The sequence below is a fragment of the uncultured Thermosynechococcus sp. genome (genome assembly GCF_937958135.1).
GTDB lineage: Bacteria > Cyanobacteriota > Cyanobacteriia > Thermosynechococcales > Thermosynechococcaceae > Thermosynechococcus.
The window spans coordinates 1-16,110 of record NZ_CALGOG010000102.1 but is presented as its reverse complement, the minus strand read 5'-3'; the positions used below and the strand labels follow the sequence as shown (position 1 = coordinate 16,110).

19 protein-coding genes are annotated in these 16,110 nt (G+C 53.6%); 11 read left to right on the top strand and 8 right to left on the bottom strand.

The window, feature by feature from the left end:
* The first annotated feature begins 364 nt into the window (after positions 1–364).
* Positions 365–520: an FkbM family methyltransferase gene (locus tag Q0711_RS11740; RefSeq protein WP_298613363.1), complete on the top strand. Its 156-nt coding sequence runs from the start codon at positions 365–367 to the stop codon at positions 518–520.
* A gap of 258 nt (positions 521–778) precedes the next feature.
* Positions 779–2,128: a 23S rRNA (uracil(1939)-C(5))-methyltransferase RlmD gene (gene rlmD, locus Q0711_RS11385; protein ID WP_298613360.1), complete on the top strand. Its 1,350-nt coding sequence runs from the start codon at positions 779–781 to the stop codon at positions 2,126–2,128.
* Here the strand turns inward: rlmD and Q0711_RS11380 are convergent.
* The 5 genes from Q0711_RS11380 to Q0711_RS11360 form a co-directional block, all read right to left on the bottom strand.
* Positions 2,114–2,749: a hypothetical protein gene (locus tag Q0711_RS11380; RefSeq protein ID WP_298618030.1), complete on the bottom strand. Its 636-nt coding sequence runs from the start codon at positions 2,747–2,749 to the stop codon at positions 2,114–2,116. The two genes, rlmD and Q0711_RS11380, sit on opposite strands and share 15 nt — an antisense overlap.
* Positions 2,750–2,770: 21 nt before the next feature.
* Positions 2,771–4,729 carry a ribulose bisphosphate carboxylase small subunit gene (locus tag Q0711_RS11375; protein ID WP_298613354.1) on the bottom strand — a complete coding sequence of 653 codons (1,959 nt, stop codon included), beginning with the start codon at positions 4,727–4,729 and terminating at the stop codon, positions 2,771–2,773.
* Between the two features lie 18 nt (positions 4,730–4,747).
* Entirely contained in the window at positions 4,748–5,047 is a 300-nt protein-coding gene (locus Q0711_RS11370) for a EutN/CcmL family microcompartment protein (RefSeq protein ID WP_298613351.1), read from the bottom strand.
* A complete protein-coding gene (locus Q0711_RS11365) occupies positions 5,047–5,388 on the bottom strand; it encodes a carbon dioxide-concentrating mechanism protein CcmK (protein WP_011056790.1) in 342 nt (113 codons plus the stop codon). The genes Q0711_RS11370 and Q0711_RS11365 overlap by 1 nt, the downstream gene beginning before the upstream one ends.
* Positions 5,389–5,472: 84 nt before the next feature.
* Positions 5,473–5,781, bottom strand: coding sequence for a carbon dioxide-concentrating mechanism protein CcmK (locus Q0711_RS11360; protein ID WP_011056791.1), 309 nt, complete (start codon positions 5,779–5,781; stop codon positions 5,473–5,475).
* Between the two features lie 497 nt (positions 5,782–6,278).
* Here Q0711_RS11360 and Q0711_RS11355 point away from each other — a divergent pair, with 497 nt between their 5' ends.
* The 8 genes from Q0711_RS11355 (at position 6,279) to pgl (ending at position 12,544) form a co-directional block, all read left to right on the top strand.
* Entirely contained in the window at positions 6,279–6,947 is a 669-nt protein-coding gene (locus Q0711_RS11355) for an amino acid ABC transporter permease (RefSeq protein ID WP_298613346.1), read from the top strand.
* 29 nt (positions 6,948–6,976) lie between these two features.
* Positions 6,977–7,948, top strand: a complete 972-nt coding sequence (gene egtD, locus Q0711_RS11350) for an L-histidine N(alpha)-methyltransferase (protein WP_298613343.1) — start codon at positions 6,977–6,979, stop codon at positions 7,946–7,948.
* Between the two features lie 92 nt (positions 7,949–8,040).
* On the top strand, positions 8,041–8,637 hold the full coding sequence (locus tag Q0711_RS11345; RefSeq protein WP_041428943.1) for an ATP-dependent Clp protease proteolytic subunit: 597 nt from the start codon (positions 8,041–8,043) through the stop codon (positions 8,635–8,637).
* Positions 8,638–8,781: 144 nt separating this feature from the next.
* On the top strand, positions 8,782–9,123 hold the full coding sequence (locus tag Q0711_RS11340; protein ID WP_298618032.1) for a hypothetical protein: 342 nt from the start codon (positions 8,782–8,784) through the stop codon (positions 9,121–9,123).
* 25 nt (positions 9,124–9,148) lie between these two features.
* Positions 9,149–9,622, top strand: coding sequence for a Tic20 family protein (locus tag Q0711_RS11335; RefSeq protein ID WP_298613336.1), 474 nt, complete (start codon positions 9,149–9,151; stop codon positions 9,620–9,622).
* A 64-nt stretch (positions 9,623–9,686) separates the two neighbouring features.
* Positions 9,687–9,803 carry a photosystem II reaction center protein I gene (locus Q0711_RS11330; protein WP_298613333.1) on the top strand — a complete coding sequence of 39 codons (117 nt, stop codon included), beginning with the start codon at positions 9,687–9,689 and terminating at the stop codon, positions 9,801–9,803.
* Positions 9,804–9,871: 68 nt separating this feature from the next.
* Positions 9,872–11,806 carry a DUF3769 domain-containing protein gene (locus Q0711_RS11325; RefSeq protein ID WP_298618034.1) on the top strand — a complete coding sequence of 645 codons (1,935 nt, stop codon included), beginning with the start codon at positions 9,872–9,874 and terminating at the stop codon, positions 11,804–11,806.
* 12 nt (positions 11,807–11,818) lie between these two features.
* Complete coding sequence (pgl, locus tag Q0711_RS11320; RefSeq protein WP_298612114.1) at positions 11,819–12,544, top strand: 6-phosphogluconolactonase; 726 nt, start codon at positions 11,819–11,821, stop codon at positions 12,542–12,544.
* On the opposite strand, the gene mutY is transcribed toward pgl, so the two are convergent.
* Positions 12,541–13,647, bottom strand: coding sequence for an A/G-specific adenine glycosylase (gene mutY / locus Q0711_RS11315; RefSeq protein WP_298612113.1), 1,107 nt, complete (start codon positions 13,645–13,647; stop codon positions 12,541–12,543). The genes pgl and mutY overlap by 4 nt on opposite strands.
* A gap of 3 nt (positions 13,648–13,650) precedes the next feature.
* Positions 13,651–13,965 (bottom strand): DUF760 domain-containing protein, encoded by a 315-nt coding sequence (locus Q0711_RS11310; RefSeq protein WP_298618036.1) that lies wholly within the window; start codon positions 13,963–13,965, stop codon positions 13,651–13,653.
* 196 nt (positions 13,966–14,161) lie between these two features.
* Between Q0711_RS11310 and deoC the strand changes: the two genes are divergently transcribed.
* A complete protein-coding gene (deoC, locus tag Q0711_RS11305) occupies positions 14,162–14,815 on the top strand; it encodes a deoxyribose-phosphate aldolase (RefSeq protein WP_298612106.1) in 654 nt (217 codons plus the stop codon).
* Here the strand turns inward: deoC and Q0711_RS11300 are convergent, their stop codons facing one another.
* Positions 14,816–16,105 (bottom strand): TldD/PmbA family protein, encoded by a 1,290-nt coding sequence (locus Q0711_RS11300; protein WP_299042631.1) that lies wholly within the window; start codon positions 16,103–16,105, stop codon positions 14,816–14,818.
* Positions 16,106–16,110: the final 5 nt, after the last annotated feature.

Below are 16,110 nucleotides of genomic sequence, written 5' to 3'. Positions count from 1 at the left end.
CAACAACACCACCAGCAACAACAGGGTATCCAGTCCCCAGTTGGGTGAGAGTTCCAAGAGTTCATCAATCATGGGGCGAGGGAAGTTCTCCAAAGTTTTGGCTGCTTATCCTTATCGTCGCACAGCAGCGGTACAGCATTTTCCCAAGGACAGCACACTTAGTCACTTAGAAACATTCCTCTGCCATGGGACTCATTAACAACTTGCTCTTGGGAAACAGGTGGGTGAATCAACCCTGTACATTACCAATCCAGGTCACTGTAGGTCTTTGTATGAACCGAATTTGAGCTATACATCACGGTTTCAAGGATTCAACCGCGGCTTAAGTGTTGCAGCAACCGTTAAGTGGAAACCACAACACTAGATGCATTTGCCCAAACTGAGGGGCTTTGTAGAGGTGCTCAAGGTGGATGTCCAAGGCGCAGACCTGGATGTGTTGCAAGGTGGTCAAGATCTTTTAGCCTTATCGGTGGGAAGCCCAAGTCAGGGGGATTTTGCTGCTCAGCAAAAGTTTTGCTGATGACGGGATAGCTCTGGTACGTCCCAGCATTGGGCAATTTGCCGGAACCGAGTGCCGAAAGAGTGATTCGGACGTGAACTCTGCAATCTGGATTGATCAAAATTGATCAAAAAAGTGGGCTTGGGGCAGCGGCTCGCTATAAAATGCGAAGGTTGAAAGACTGGAGAAGCCTGCCCTCTACGCGTTGGCGCAGCCCGCCCGCAGGGCATAGTGGGAGGGTCGGGAGCGTGTCACCGATTTTAGACGTAAAGTAAATTAATGAGCGTTTGGCAGCAGGGCGCCACCATTGAGTTAACCATTGACTCCTTAAACCACACAGGGGAGGGAGTGGGACGCTGGCAGGATCGCGTGGTCTTCGTGGCAGATACGGTTCCGGGCGATCGCCTGCGGGTGCGACTGACCCATGTCAAGCGGCAATATGCCCACGGCAAAGTCTTGGAGGTGGTGCAGCCCTCGGAACAGCGGGTACGTCCAAGTTGTATTGTGGCCGATAAGTGTGGCGGCTGTCAGTGGCAGTGTGTCGCTTACGCCTCTCAATTGGCAGCCAAGGAACAGCTGGTTAAGGAGGCGATCGCCCGCATTGGTCATCTGCAACCACAAACCTTCTTGCCGATTTTGGCAGCCCCTAGCCCCTTTGGTTATCGCAATAAAGTCACCTATCCCCTCGGTCGGCGCCCTGGTCGGGTAATTGCGGGTTATTACCAAAGAGGTTCCCATCGCCTAGTCAATCTAAATCAATGTCCGGTGCAAGATCCGCGCCTCAATCCCCTACTGGCCGGCCTGAAGCAGGCGCTACAACCTTGGCCAATTTATAACGAGCACACCCATGAAGCGGGGTTTCGCCACCTGAGTTTGCGCATTGGTCAGCGCACCGGGGAGCAGCTCATTACCCTTGTTCTTGCTGGGGCATTGCCCGCCGGCTTGCAAACACAGGCAGAAACTTGGTTAGACCAGTTTCAGGGGGTGGTGGGGGTCTGTGTCAACTTCAACGATCAAGTGGGAAATTGCATCTTTGGCGACAAGACCGAGGTACTAGCTGGGCGACCCTACCTTTGGGAAGAGCTAGCAGGCGTGAGGTTTCAGATTGCTTCAACCACATTCTTCCAGGTGAATACAGCACAAGCCGAGCAACTGGTGACAACGCTGCGCGCGTGGATTGCCCCTACCGGTCGTGAACGACTGGTAGATCTCTACTGTGGCGTGGGAACGCTGAGCCTACCCCTTGCGGCCTCTGTGGCTGAAGTGATTGGTGTGGAAGTGCATTCTGCCTCAGTTCAACAGGCGATCGCCAACGCCCACCACAACGGCATCCATAACGCCCAATTCCTCTGTGCCAAGGCAGAAACGTGGCTCCCCCAGTTCGATCAGCCCATTGATGTGCTGATTCTCGATCCACCGCGCAAGGGGTGCGATCGCGCCGTTCTTGAGGCCATCCTCCGCAACCGTCCGCCGCGTATTCTCTATGTGAGTTGTCATCCCGCCACCTTAGCCCGGGATCTCGCCCACCTCTGCCACAGCGGTGCCTATCAACTGACCAAAATTCAGCCCCTCGATATGTTTCCGCAAACAGCCCATGTGGAAACTATCGCCTTACTAACCGCTTCCTAAGTTATCTCTAGGGGGCTGGATTGGTGCCCTTTGAAACATCTTGGCAAACATCTGACTAACATAGGCTTGGCCATAAACGACCGTGGTCTTAGGCGGCGTCGGACTTGTTGTGTCGGCTGGAGCCATTGGTGGACTTGCCTGCGCATCGGACGGAGAGGTTGCGGAGTCTTGCTGATCTTGCGGGGAATTCCCTGACGGATCGGCGGTTGTTGGCGGCTCTTGCCAAGGATCATCTTGTGGGGGAGTGGTTTCGGTGGGGGGCTGCCAACGGCGACTCCTATCACCGAGCAGGGATCCCGCAGCCACAACTGCACCCGCAGGAATAGTCGTTTGTACCACAGTCGTACTGGTGCCAATGCAGGCATGGGGTTCTACCGTGACTGCCCCAATCAGCAGTACTCCCGCACCAATGTTGACCCCTTCACCCACTTCAATCGTACCGCCGTGGGCATGAATCACACTGCCCATACCAATGCAGACACCTGCCGCAATCCGAATTGAAGCCCCTGGTTCTGCCCAAAGTAGCACGCCGGGTGCCAAAACAGCTTGGGGATCTATTACCACGTCACCGACAATGCGAACTGCCGGTGAAGGAGGCAGGGCTAAGGGCGGCAGGGGCATTGGAGCACCTCACAGGGAGGGCTACTTAGGGGCCTGTTGGAGCAGGATTTCGGCCACCCGCTGCTTACCGGCTGGGTTAATGCCAATCAGCCGTACGTACTCGCCACTGTACTCTTGCAGGTAAGCCTGAATGACAGCCAAGGCTTCATTGAGATTTTTGGCCTCAATGCGGGGGCCACTGTACCATGAATTGGTGCGATAGCGGCGGGCATCCACGTGTTCTAGGGCGAGGGTGTAGCCCTGTTGCAATAGTTGTCGTACTTGTTCGACGACCTCTTGACTCAGACGGTGGCCGCTAAGGCTCCCTTGACTGGAGGCAGTTGAGCGTGATGCAAATCCTTGACCATGGGTACTACTGCCATTACTCGTGGCTTTGCCATTGGGACGGTGAATAATGGTTTCCAGTACCCGCTGCTTGGTTTTAGGATTGACACCCACGAGGCGAACATAGTCTCGCTGGTGCTCCGCAAGGAAGGCACCGAGGTCATTGATTTGTTGGGCAGAGGTAATTTTGATGCCGCTTTGCCAAGAACTGGTACGGAAGCGACGCTGGTCGGCATACTCGGTGGTAACTTGGCAGCCTTGGCGCAATAGGTCTTGAATTTGGTTCACCAGATCGGCGCTGAGAACGGTTTCATTGTTGCCAGCACTGGCTGAAACATGGCTAGCAGCCGCCGAAGTGGGGGCTTTTGTGGCGATCGCCACCGCGCCATCGGGGCGCTGAATAATTTGTTCAAGGACGCGCCGCTTTTGCTTTTGATCAATACCAATCAAGCGCACATATTCTCCAGCGTGTTCTTGGAGGCAGGCTTCAAGGGCCGCCAGCACTTCGGGTTCCTGCCTAGACTGAATCGGGGCACAACTGGTCCAAGAACTGGTGCGATAGCGGCGGGCATCGGCGTGCTCTGTGCCGATTTGGTACCCCTGCTGAAGTAACTGCCGCACCTGAGCCACCACCGAGGAATCGAGGGAACTCCCTGGGGCTGCACTCCTCGGCGTACTGGGGCGATCGCTACTGACACTCACCGCCGCAGCTTGACCGGGGCGTTGAATAATTTCCTCAAAAACGCGGCGCTTGGCTTTGGGATCGACGCCAATCAGGCGCACATACTCGCCTTCATGTTCCTTTAATAGCTGGGCGATCGCCGCCATCACTTGCGACTCCTGCCGTCCCGTCAGCATTGGGCAACTTCGCCAAGAGCTAGTGCGATACCGCCGTGAATCGGCATATTCCAAACTGATTTGGTATCCCTGCTGCAACAATTGGCGGACATAAGTCCCATAATCTGCGGTCATAGTGTTCTTTTCCCCGGTGAGCGTTTCAACATGTAGGATGGGCGGGTCTTCTTGACGCTGGAGTTCATTCCGAATCGGGGCAATGCAGGCAATATTCTCAGCACAGTGGTACCCCGATAGCAGCGCTTCATTGATACCAACCACGTGCTGGGCAAAGTGAATATCGGACTCTTCCACATTGGGCAGGCGATCAGCTTGCTGCTGGGTCGTGATCACCATTCCCGAAGGTACATATTTTCCCGGTGGAATCTCCACATCTTGGATAAGGACATGCATCATCACCACGCAGCCCGCACCAACCCGTGCATTAAAGACCGTTGAACGAAAGCCAATAAAACAGCCATCCCCAATGTAGGCAGGGCCATGGATCAAGGCCATGTGGGTAATCGAGGCATTGTCACCGATCCAAACAGAATACTCTTGACCATCATCACCAATCACCCGCCCCTGCTGGAGGCCATGGATGACAACGCCATCTTGAATGTTGGTGCGGGAACCAATGTGGAAGGGCGTTCCTTCATCGGCACGAATGGAAGTACCCGGTGCGATGTGGACATAATCCTTAATGCGAACATCGCCGATGAGGTTACTAAAGGAATGGACATAGGCCGTGGGGGCAATCTCTGGCTCCGCTAAATCCCTAGACCACGGCGTTGGAGGTGCCGCATAGGCTTGAACCGCCATAGGGAGAAGTCTCCAATGCTAATACTGGGTACGCTTGCTGTAGAGCAAATAATTATCCCGACTTACGGTGTCAATAATGGCAACCACGGCTGCGTCAATGGGTTTGTCAGTGCCATTGATAATACAGCGGGCGGCACTGCCTCGGCTTACCAATACCCACTCATCCTGTCCTGCACCAACGGTATCCGCAGCCACTTCGTAGTCGGGTAAAAATTCGCCGTCCTCACCCAAATATTGCAAGATGAGAAACTTGACTCCCGTTAGGGTGTCTTCTTTTTGAGTACTGGTAACGGTGCCGCACACTCGCGCGATTTTCACTACGGGCGACCCATCGGGCGAATACCACTAACGCTTTCGCGGAATTGCTCCACTGCTTCGGTGTAGCGAATGGGGAGCACGTACTCCAGGTTTTCGTGGGGGCGAGCAATAATGTGGGTAGAGAGCACTTGACCCCCATTGACGCGCTTCACATTTTCTACACCCGCCGCAACAGAAGCCTGTACTTCAGAAACATCACCCCGCACAATTACGGTAACTCGACCACTGCCGATTTTTTCGTACCCCACTAGGGTAACGCGAGCAGCTTTCACCATTGCGTCTGCGGCTTCCACCACTGCAGGGAAACCGAGGGTTTCAATCATACCGACGGCAATTGCCATTGTAATAACTCCTAAACGTCAAACAAAAGGACTAGAGGATCGATAAGCGATGCAACTGAAAACTCCACCAAACTGCCCAACCCCTTAGTTTCGGAATTGCTCCACTGCCTCGGTATAGCGAATGGGCAATACGTACTCCAGGTTTTCGTGGGGGCGAGCAATGATGTGCGTAGAAAGCACCTCCCCGCCATTGACACGTTTGGCAGAATCAACGCCGGCAGCCACTGAGGCTTGCACTTCGGAGACATCACCCCGCACAATCACGGTGACCCGACCACTGCCAATTTTTTCGTAGCCCACTAGGGTGACCCGAGCGGCTTTTACCATTGCGTCTGCGGCTTCGACAACGGCGGGAAATCCGCGCGTTTCAATCATTCCCACAGCAATTGGCATGAGTAAGCTCTCCTAATTAGAATAAGGGTAAGCAGTACAAAAGCTAGAGTTGCAATCAGAGCGATCGCCACAGAAAATAACGACGGGATAGCCGATTGTTATCGTGACGTTAATCACCGTCTTTCTATCTCTAAAACAAGCATAGGGTCAGGGGTTTCTTTTGACAATATAATGATTGATAATCTTTTCTACTTTCTCATATTATCAAACCTAATTTTAGGCTGGTGATGCTCCCTTTAGCCCAAAGCCAGCCAATACAAATGGGTTAATCCATAGAGTTTTATCTAAAAATGCTTATCTTCTCATAGTCCAATCGCCCGATTGAGAGGGTTTTGTCTGGGTTTGCCTAGAATGAATAGAGTATTTCAATGCTGCTTTGTATTTTGCTAGATCAAAGTCTATTTTCCAGCAAACGCCAATTAACTCTTCGCGATCAACAACACAAGGATTTAATATCAAACATGGCTTAAAGCTGTAGGCACAACCGCAGGTTTTCGATGGAACTGATCCAAGCGGCCCTGCCGGCCTTTCTGCAAGGCGCACTGAACACCTTGATTTACTGTGGTATTTCTTTTCCCTTAGCGATGCTCCTAGGCATTGTCTTGGCCGCTATGACCACCTCGCCATTTTTGTTTCTGCGCTGGCCAGCCCTAGGTTTTATTGAGCTAATGCGAAATACGCCTATGATTACCCAACTGCTGCTCCTTTACTATGGTGTCGGTGCAGTCTTAGGCCAGATGAACCTTGCCACTTGGGTAAATGCTTGGACAGCGGGAGTGACAGCCCTGGCACTCAACTATGGCGCCTATGAAGCAGAGGTCTTTCGTGCCGGGTTGCAGGCGGTGGATGTGGGTCAACAGGAAGCTGCCCTCTCTCTGGGGATGAGCCAACAGCAGGGGTTTGTGCGCATTATCTTGCCCCAAGCCATCCAAATTGTGATCCCACCCTTGGTCAATGACTTTATCTACATGCTCAAGGATTCGGCCATTGTCAGTGTAATTGCTGGGGTGGATTTAACTTCCGTGATGCGGGTATGGGTAATTCGCCACAGTAGCAATCCCTTTCCCCTCTATGCCCTCGCCTTAATTCTTTACCTGCTTATGAGTTTGCCCATCGCATGGTGGGGACGGCGTTTGGAGGAGCGGCTAAAGGCTAAAATATCCTAAGGTCTGCACATTCTGGAGCCGCTTTCTCCGTGAGCGATCGCCTGCACCTGAGCTACTTACCTAGCCTCACCACAGAACGGGACGGCCAAGATGTCATCCGAGGTTTGACTCAGCACCCCAAGTCTCTTCCCTCCTACTACTTCTACGACGCTGCGGGATCTCGCCTCTTTGAGCAAATCTGTGAGCTGCCGGAATACTACCCCACCCGCACAGAGTTGGGCATTTTAGAGACCGCCGCCGGGGCGATCGCCCAACTTACGGGTCCCTGTGAACTGGTGGAGCTAGGCAGTGGCAGCGATCGCAAAATTCGCCTCCTTCTATCGGCCTATGCCGAGGTGCAACCCCAGCTTTACTATCATCCCATTGATGTCAGTGGTTCGATCCTGAAAAGCAGCGCCATTGCCCTTCTTGCCGACTATCCCCAGCTCAGGATTCATGGCCTGGTCGGCACCTATCAAGTGGGCTTAGAGCACCTACCGCTCCCCTTGGCTCCCCGCCGCTTACTCTGCTTTCTCGGTAGCACCATTGGTAACCTGTCTCCCAACGAATGCCAGCGCCTTTTTCAACAGATTCATCGAGTTCTCAGGATTGGAGACTATTTCCTATTGGGCGTGGATCTGATCAAAGACACCAGCATTTTGCTCCCTGCTTACAACGATGCCCAAGGAGTGACGGCTGCTTTCAACCGCAATATCCTCCATCACCTCAACTGGCGATTTCAAGGCAATTTTCAGCCCGCAGCCTTTGCCCATCGCGCCATTTATAACCCTGTTGCCCAGCAAATTGAGATGTATCTGGATTCACAACAAAGCCAAACCGTAGTCTTGGCCGCCCTTGATTTTCAGTGCACTTTTACGGCGGGCGAACCGATTCTTACGGAAATTTCCCGCAAGTTTGACCTTACTGCCCTCAAGCAAGCACTAACCGATACTGGATTTCAGTGGGTCAATGCCTTTACCGACCCTCAGCAGTGGTTTGCCCTCTGCCTCTGCCAAGTTTAGGGCGAAAGCCCTAGGAATAAGTTAAAATCAGGAAGGAAAGCCGCCTCCATCCCTCAGGTTGCGGCCTGAATAGCTCAGCGTGGAAGGATTCTATGCCCATCGGCGTACCCAAAGTTCCCTACCGGATGCCCGGTGAACCCTACACTCAGTGGATTGACATCTACAACCGCCTCTATCGCGAGCGGATTATTTTCCTTGGTAAGGAAGTGGATGATGAGATTGCCAACCAAATTGTGGCGGTGATGCTCTACCTTGACTCCGAAGATCCGGGCAAAGACATCATGCTCTACATCAACTCCCCCGGTGGCTCCGTCACAGCGGGCATGGCGATTTATGACACGATGCAACATATTAAATCCGATGTCGTCACCATTTGTGTGGGTCTGGCTGCCTCGATGGGGTCTTTCCTCCTTGCAGCCGGTACCAAGGGCAAACGGTTGGCACTGCCCCACTCCCGCATCATGATTCACCAGCCCTCTGGTGGTACCCGTGGCCAAGCAACGGACATTGAAATCGAAGCGCGTGAAATTTTGCGGGTGCGGCGGCAACTCAATGAGCTATACGCCTACCATACCGGCCAGCCCCTCGAAAAAATTGAGCGGGATATGGATCGCGACTTCTTCATGTCCGCCGAAGAGGCGAAAAACTACGGCCTGATTGATCGGGTGATTGAGGAGCGTGCCAACTAGTTTGCCTGCACTAGTGACATAAAACAAAAAATATTGAGGTTTCCTATGTGGCAAATCGCGCAAGCATGCCCTAAACATTCGCCCAAGTGGGCCGTGGGCAGTGGTCTATCTATCAGCCGCTTCTCTCTCCTTGTGGGTGCCCTCATGGCACTGGGAATCACTCAGCCTGTGCGTGCCCAAGCCGCCAGCCCTTTGCCGCCAGAAATGATGAAAAGTACGATAGAGCAGATGAGTAACTCCCTCGCCCAATATATATCGGGAGCCAGTTGTACGGATATTGCACAGTTAATCAAAATGCTCCCTACCAATGCCAGCAATTTAGCCCCGGATCCTAACTCGATCTTGGGTGCAGTGATACTCTCAGTTAAAAACAGCCCCGATCTGCAATCAATCATTGCCTCACGGGTGGGACCCCCGTTGATTGGTAAAGTAATTGAGTGCAATATGATTTCTCCTGAACTTCTGTTCAAGGTGATGAGTCGATAAGCACCAACACTTTAAGGAGAAGCTTATGACTTGGCGTGGCACCACCACCGTCCCAGATCGAATTTTTGCCAGCTTAGCGTATTTGCTACCGCTTTTTTACGTCATGCCCTTTGGCGGCTTTTTATTTGAGCTGTTTCCGCCACTGCAAGCACTGGTGCTGGTGGTACTGCCCGTTGCCTTGATCTATTCAATTCCCTTTGCAGGGCTACTGGTTTTTATGCTGCTGTACCTGCTGGTGGTGCGCAACAGCCGCGTTAGCCTTTTTATTCGCTACAACACGATGCAGGCCCTGTTGATGGGGATTGTGCTGTTTATTGTCCAACTGCTGGTGCAGCTTCTCGTTCGCGTTGCCAGTTTTGATCTACTGATTAAAGTACTCTTTAACTTTGTCTTTATCGCCACGGTAATTGGCGTCATTTATGCGGTGGTGCAGTCTGTGCGCGGCATCTATGCCGAAATTCCCACCCTCTCGGATGCCACAAAAAGCCAAGTCTTCTAGGGGATGCGAGGAAGTCCCTCATCTCGTATGATTAGAAATTGACGCTACGAAAAACGACAACATCATGGAAACACTCAAAATTACCGTTTATATCGTTGTGACTTTCTTTGTGCTACTTTTTGTTTTCGGGTTCCTTTCGGGTGATCCGGCTCGTAACCCCAAGCGCAAGGATTTTGAGTAATCCTGGTCAAAGGGGGCGGGCATCGGGTAACGTAACTAGGCAGTGGTCGTGAGGAAGTGTGGCCGTTGTTGTTCTTACCCCTTGCTGCTAGTCTGCCCCCCCCTACACAACCCACAGAAATTACTGAGGTCATCAGCCCATCCCAAGCGGATTTACTCGGAACAACGGTAACCCCTGATTTAAGCAGTACAACGCCGATCCGCGCTGAGGCAGCCCCCCGCCGCCTTGGGGAGGCAAATGCCGAAACTCCTGTTGTCCGTGACCAGCCCTTGGAGGTGACGGCCGATCGCCAAGAATTTGACCTGATGCGGCGGTTGTTTAATGCCATTGGCAATGTCTTCCTCCGATTCAAGGAAGCCGAACTAACCGCTGATCGCATTCAAACCGATATTGAGGCTCAAATTCTTGTGGCCGAAGGCAATGTGACGATTACGCGGGGCGATCAAGTACTGCAGGGCGATCGCTTGGAATACAATCTCAAACTGGACCGAGGTGCCCTCACGAATGCTCGCGGTGTAGTCAATACGGCTAGGGTAGATCCAGATCTGAGGCTAACGGCCTCTCCTGATCCCCCCTCCATGGGTACCCTTCCCGGCTTTGATGCACAGGAGGCAGAGCCCCAAGCAGAAGTAACGGAAACCTTTGATCGATTGCGATTTGAAGCCGATCGCCTAGAATTTGATGGCCGCCGCTGGTTTGCCACCAATCTACGGATTACCAATGATCCCTTTAGTCCGCCGGAACTCGAAGCACGGGCACAGGAAGCCACAGCTGAACCCCTCAATGCCGATGAAACTCTCCTGAGGGTGCGACGGGGTAGGGTTGTGTTTGATCAACGGGTGGCTTTGCCTATAGTCCTGCGCCGCTTTGTGGTGGGTCGCCCCTATGAAATTCTGCCCTTTGAATTTGGCTACGACGAGCGCGATCGCGGTGGAGTATTTCTGGCCTATCGGTACAGAGCGATCAATACTCCCAATACTCAGATCACCTTCCTGCCATCAATCTACTTAGAACGCATCGTTAATAGTGACTTTGATATTTTCGATGCCAAGAGCTATGGGGCAGCAATTGAGCTAGGACATCGGTTCACCCGCCAAACACGAGTACGCGGTTATGGCTTTTTGAATACGCTGAACCCCAATGACTGGCCGAGCAGTTCACGGGCAGGGGTAGATCTGTTCCACAATATTGATGCCCGCAATGTGCTGACGGTTTCTGCCATTTATCGCCCGCGTGTTTTTAATCGTTCCCTTGGGGAGCAGGAAATTACTAGTAGCTTTGGAGGTACGTTTAGCGGTACAGGCATTCCCTTAACTCAAGGCCTAGCACTCAATTATCTTCTGGGAGGTCAATACATCACGGCTGCCAGTGATGATCCATCCCTACCTCCTAAGCCAAGCCTTGGGCGTCTTCAGGCAGGGGTTACCTTGAACTGGGTCATGCCCATTTGGCGGGGGACGCCCCTACCCCCTACGCGAACCCAAGGTCTGCGCTATAGCCCCCGTCCTGTCCAACCCTTTTTGGAGTTCTATAGTCAGTTGGGGGGAGCGGTGAGTTACTATACCCATGGCAGGACTCAACCCGCCTTAACTGTAGGGGCAGGTTTTCGGGGTCAAGTGGGGCATTTTTCCCGCAATTGGTTTGACTACACCAGTTTTGATGTGGGGTTTACCCAGACATTAAGTGAGCCATCTTCCCCCTTTCTCTTTGATCGCATTAGTGACTTTAGCGTCCTCAATATAGGCTTCCTCCAACAGATCTATGGTCCAGTGAGGGTTGGCACGCAACTGCAAATTAACGTAGATACAGGCAGAGCCTTCGATACAAATATCATTGTGGAATACAGCCGTCGTACCTATGGAGTTATGTTTCGCTATAACTTGGATCGCCAGTTAGCCGCAATTGTTTTGCGCATTAGTGGTTTTAACTGGCGCGGCAATGCTGATCCCTTTTCCGGTCCTGGACTGGGCACAGCAACTGACGGTGTAATTCGCTCCAATTAGGATGACGCTTCTATGCCAACACCCAATGTACGTGTTTTTGCGGATTTGGCTGCGCTGACGGCGGCGGCAAAACAGTTTCTTCTTGAGCAGGCCACTGGGGCGATCGCCCAACGGGGGCAGTTTACCCTAGCCCTTGCCGGCGGGAATACGCCTAGACCGCTGTATGAAAGCCTTGTCTGTGCCGATACCCCTTGGTTACAGTGGCACATTTTTTGGGGGGATGAACGCTATGTGCCTCTTGAGCACCCCGATAGCAATGCGGGGATGGCCTTCCAAGCTTGGCTGAACCACGTGCCCATTCCTAAAACTCAGATTCACCCCATGCCGACGGCGGATGCCGATCCTCAGACTGCTGCCGATCGCTATGAGCAAACCCTGCGCCAACACTTTGGCTTGCGCGAAGGGGAATTTCCCCGCTTTGATCTAATTTTGCTGGGTATGGGTCCCGATGGCCATACGGCCTCCCTGTTTCCCCACACCGCGGCTCTCACAGTGAGCGATCGCCTGATTACTGTGGGCAACAAAGATGGCCAACCCCGCCTCACGTTCACCGTACCCCTGATTAACCATGCCCGCCAAATTCTCTTTCTGGTAACCGGTGCCAATAAACAAACCGCCCTGCGCCATATTTTTGCCGGCACGGGCGATCCCCATCTCTATCCGGCGCGGCTGATTACTGGCAATACCCTTTGGTTTTTGGATCAAGCGGCGGCGCAGGGGGTTGTTGAAAATGCCTAGGCAGTGGGTCTGCCCCGTTTGTGAATGGCCTGAATAATAGCGATATTGGCTTTGGGAAAGGGAAACTGATCTAATTCTTCAGGGGTGACCCAGCGAATAGCCTCGCATGCCAACGGCTGGGGGGTTCCCGCAACATGCCGGCAGTAGTGAACATGGAGTGTCACCCGAAAATGGGTGTAGGCATGGTCAATGTCAATCAAATGCTCACCAACGCTAATCTCGATGCCCAATTCTTCACGAATTTCCCGCTGAATACACTCCTGAACCGTTTCATTGGGTTCAATTTTACCCCCCGGAAATTCCCATAATCCCCCCAATAGACCCGTCGGGGGTCGGCGATCAATGAGAATCTGACCTGCTGCATTCCAAATCACGGCAACACCGATCTCTTTGTGGGGAAGGGGGGAACGGCTCATTTTGCGGGGAATCTTATCGGTTAACTGCTGCTGATGGGCAACGCAGGAGTGTTGCCAAGGACAAGCATGACATAGGGGTTGGCGGGGTGTACAGATCGTTGACCCCAAATCCATGAGGGCTTGATTAAAATCGCGGGGAGATTGGCGACACAGCAGTTGCTCCGACCACTGCCACAGTTGCGCTTCCGCCTGCTGGGGGGGGACTGTGAGGCCATAAAGACGGGTAAGCACTCGTTTGACATTGCCATCGAGAATCGGCTGTGGCTGATTAAAGGCAGCACTGAGAATAGCCCCTGCAGTACTGCGACCAATTCCCGGCAGGGCCACCACTGCCTCGTAGGTGCAGGGAAATTGACCCCCATGATTGGCCATGATCTGCTGCGCGGCTCGGTGCAAGTGGCGCGCCCGTGCGTAGTAGCCCAAGCCCTGCCACCGTTTGAGAACGGCTTCCAAATCGGCAGCCGCTAAGTCGGGGATCGCGGGAAAGGTGGCTAGCCAACGCCGGTAGTAGGGAATCACGGTGGCCACTTGGGTCTGCTGGAGCATAATTTCCGAGACCCAGATGGCGTAGGGATCACGAGTGTGGCGCCACGGTAAGTCTCGCCCCTGCTGTTGATACCACTCCAAAAGCGCAAAGCGAAGGGCAGGTAGGACATCCCCGCCCCCCTTGTCCTGAAGTGTTGGCATGGGCTATTTGCTGTCTTCCCCTTGGGCGGCAGCCTGGAGCGATCGCTCGAATTCCAGGCGTTGCTCGGCGCCGCGGAGGAAGTAACCGCTCATCATTGCGGAAGCCAAAAGACGCCCTAGATGCTCCCGATTGGTGGTAATGGAAACCTCGAACCCCTCCGGTGGCAAGTAGCCCAGCAGGTTACCAATATGGCGTTCCATCACAATAGCCATTTCCGGGGATGCGGGACGGGACAGACGAGCCACCACTTCTGCATCTAAGCTTTGCAGATAGTTCCAGAGGGAGTCAGCCCTTTCCTGAAGGTTTTGAGGGTTCATGGTTGGCTCCATAGAGTGTCCTCCCAAAAGGTTATCTCGCCAACAGGTCGTTGTGCCTGTGATGGCCTAGTTTTAATCTAGCAAGGATAAATTTTCAGTAGGGGGTGGGAGAACCGATCTCCCTAGGTCTCATTTTCCGTCCCCGTCTTTACTATTATTTAGTTACTAAAAATAGGGTTGTTTGGGGTAAATCCGTATGACGGAACGTGATTTGTTTGACCTTGCACCCTATATTGATCATACCCAGCTTGACCCCTTGGCAACCACCGCCGATATTGAACGTTGCTGCGCAGAGGCTGAACAGTGGAAGTTTGCCGCTGTCTGCATCATGCCCGTGTGGGTAAAGACGGCAGTGCAGCTTCTGCATCGCACACCCGTAAAGGTGTGTACTGTTATTGGCTTTCCCAGTGGTGCCCACACCAGTACCACAAAACTCTATGAGGCGCAGGAGGCAGTGGAGAGCGGCGCTACTGAGTTAGATGTGGTCATTAACTTGGGTTGGTTGAAAGAGGGAAACACAGAGGCCGTCTATCGCGATATTGCCCAAATCTGTGGGGAAACAGGGGTCACCGTTAAGGCAATTTTGGAGACCACAGTGCTGACGGAGGAAGAAAAAAAACTTGCCGTGGATATTTGCTTAGATGCGGGGGTGGCGTTTTTGAAAACCAGTACGGGTTGGCGTGGGGGCGCAACGGTTGCGGATGTGCGTCTTCTCAAGCGCCTGAGTCGCGATCGCGTGGGGATTAAGGCCTCTGGGGGGATTCGTACCCGTGAACAGGCCCTTGCACTCATTGATGCAGGCGCTACGCGCTTGGGCACTTCCCGTAGCCTCGACTTGATGCAGGTCTAGCTATTCACCCGTAATGGCAAGGGAACTCACCCACACCGGCGGACAACAACCGTAGGGGGTAACTTCCACTTCGGCGCCCAGATGGAGGATGTTTTTCAATAGGCTGCGAATGTCGCCGGCCACGGTGGCGGCTTCAATGCTGATGGCTTCGCCGTTACGCAATAGCCAACCGTCAAAGGGTAGGGAAAAGGAGCCTTGAAGGGCTTTGACACCGGCGTGCAGGGCGTGGAGTTCATCAATCCAGACCAGACCATCGGCGCGATCGCCCCCCTGCCCCGCCGGCACATCGTAGAAGTGACCGCTAACGGTGACTTTTGCCCCCAAGTTGGCGTGCCCTGTGGGCTGGGTTTGAAAGCGGCGGGCGGTGCCCGCACTGTGGTAAAGACCCGTAAGAATCCCCTGCTCAATCAAAGGGGTGCGGCGGGTGGGAGTACCTTCGCCATCAAAGAGGGGCTGACCCACATTTTCGGGATGGCGGGCATCGTCATAGACACTCAACAGGGGGCTGGCGATCGCCTGTCCAAGATCCTCTGGGGTAGAAAGACTCTGGCGATCCAAAATGTTTTGGGCATTGAAAAGATTGCTAAAGGCATTCAGCAAGCTGAGGAACGCCGAGGGTGAAAAAAGAACCGGATACTGACCGGAGGCAATGGGTTCGTAGGCCAAGTGGCGGATGGTTTTGTCGGCCACTTCATCAATGCAGCCGGCAATATCCAGATGCTCAAGGTCTGGACTCATGCGAATCGCACCGGCACTGCGGGGTTTGCGACCGGCTTCATCGGTTTTGCTGTAGAGATAGAGGGTAGTCGTGGTGGTGGTTTGCTGGCGATGGGCACCGTCACTGTTGAGATAAAACCGTTCTAGCCGCCGCTGACTGAGGCCATTGTAGGGTACACTGGCGATCGCTGGGTGGCGTCCCAAGAGGTCTCGCTCCGCCGCAATGAGTTGATCCAAGAGGGTTTTGGCCGGGGCAAGGGGCACCTCAGTGGTTGTTACGCTGCTTTCACCAAGGGGCGCTGTGGCCAAGGGGCTGAAGTCGGGAATGTCCTCGGTGACCCCAAAGGCACTGGCCTCTTTTGCCATTTCTAAGGCTGTTTCCAGACCGCGATCGTCCAGTTGGGTGGTGCTGGCTACCCCTAGGCGACCTGTGGCGTTCCATACCCGCACCGTGATGCCCGATCGCTGCGAGGCCTTCACCTGTTTGGGTTCCCCCTGCTGCACCTGGACACTAACCTCATCTACATGGGAGCCACCAAGGTCAAATTTCTCAATACCAAGGCGGCGGGCGATCGTGG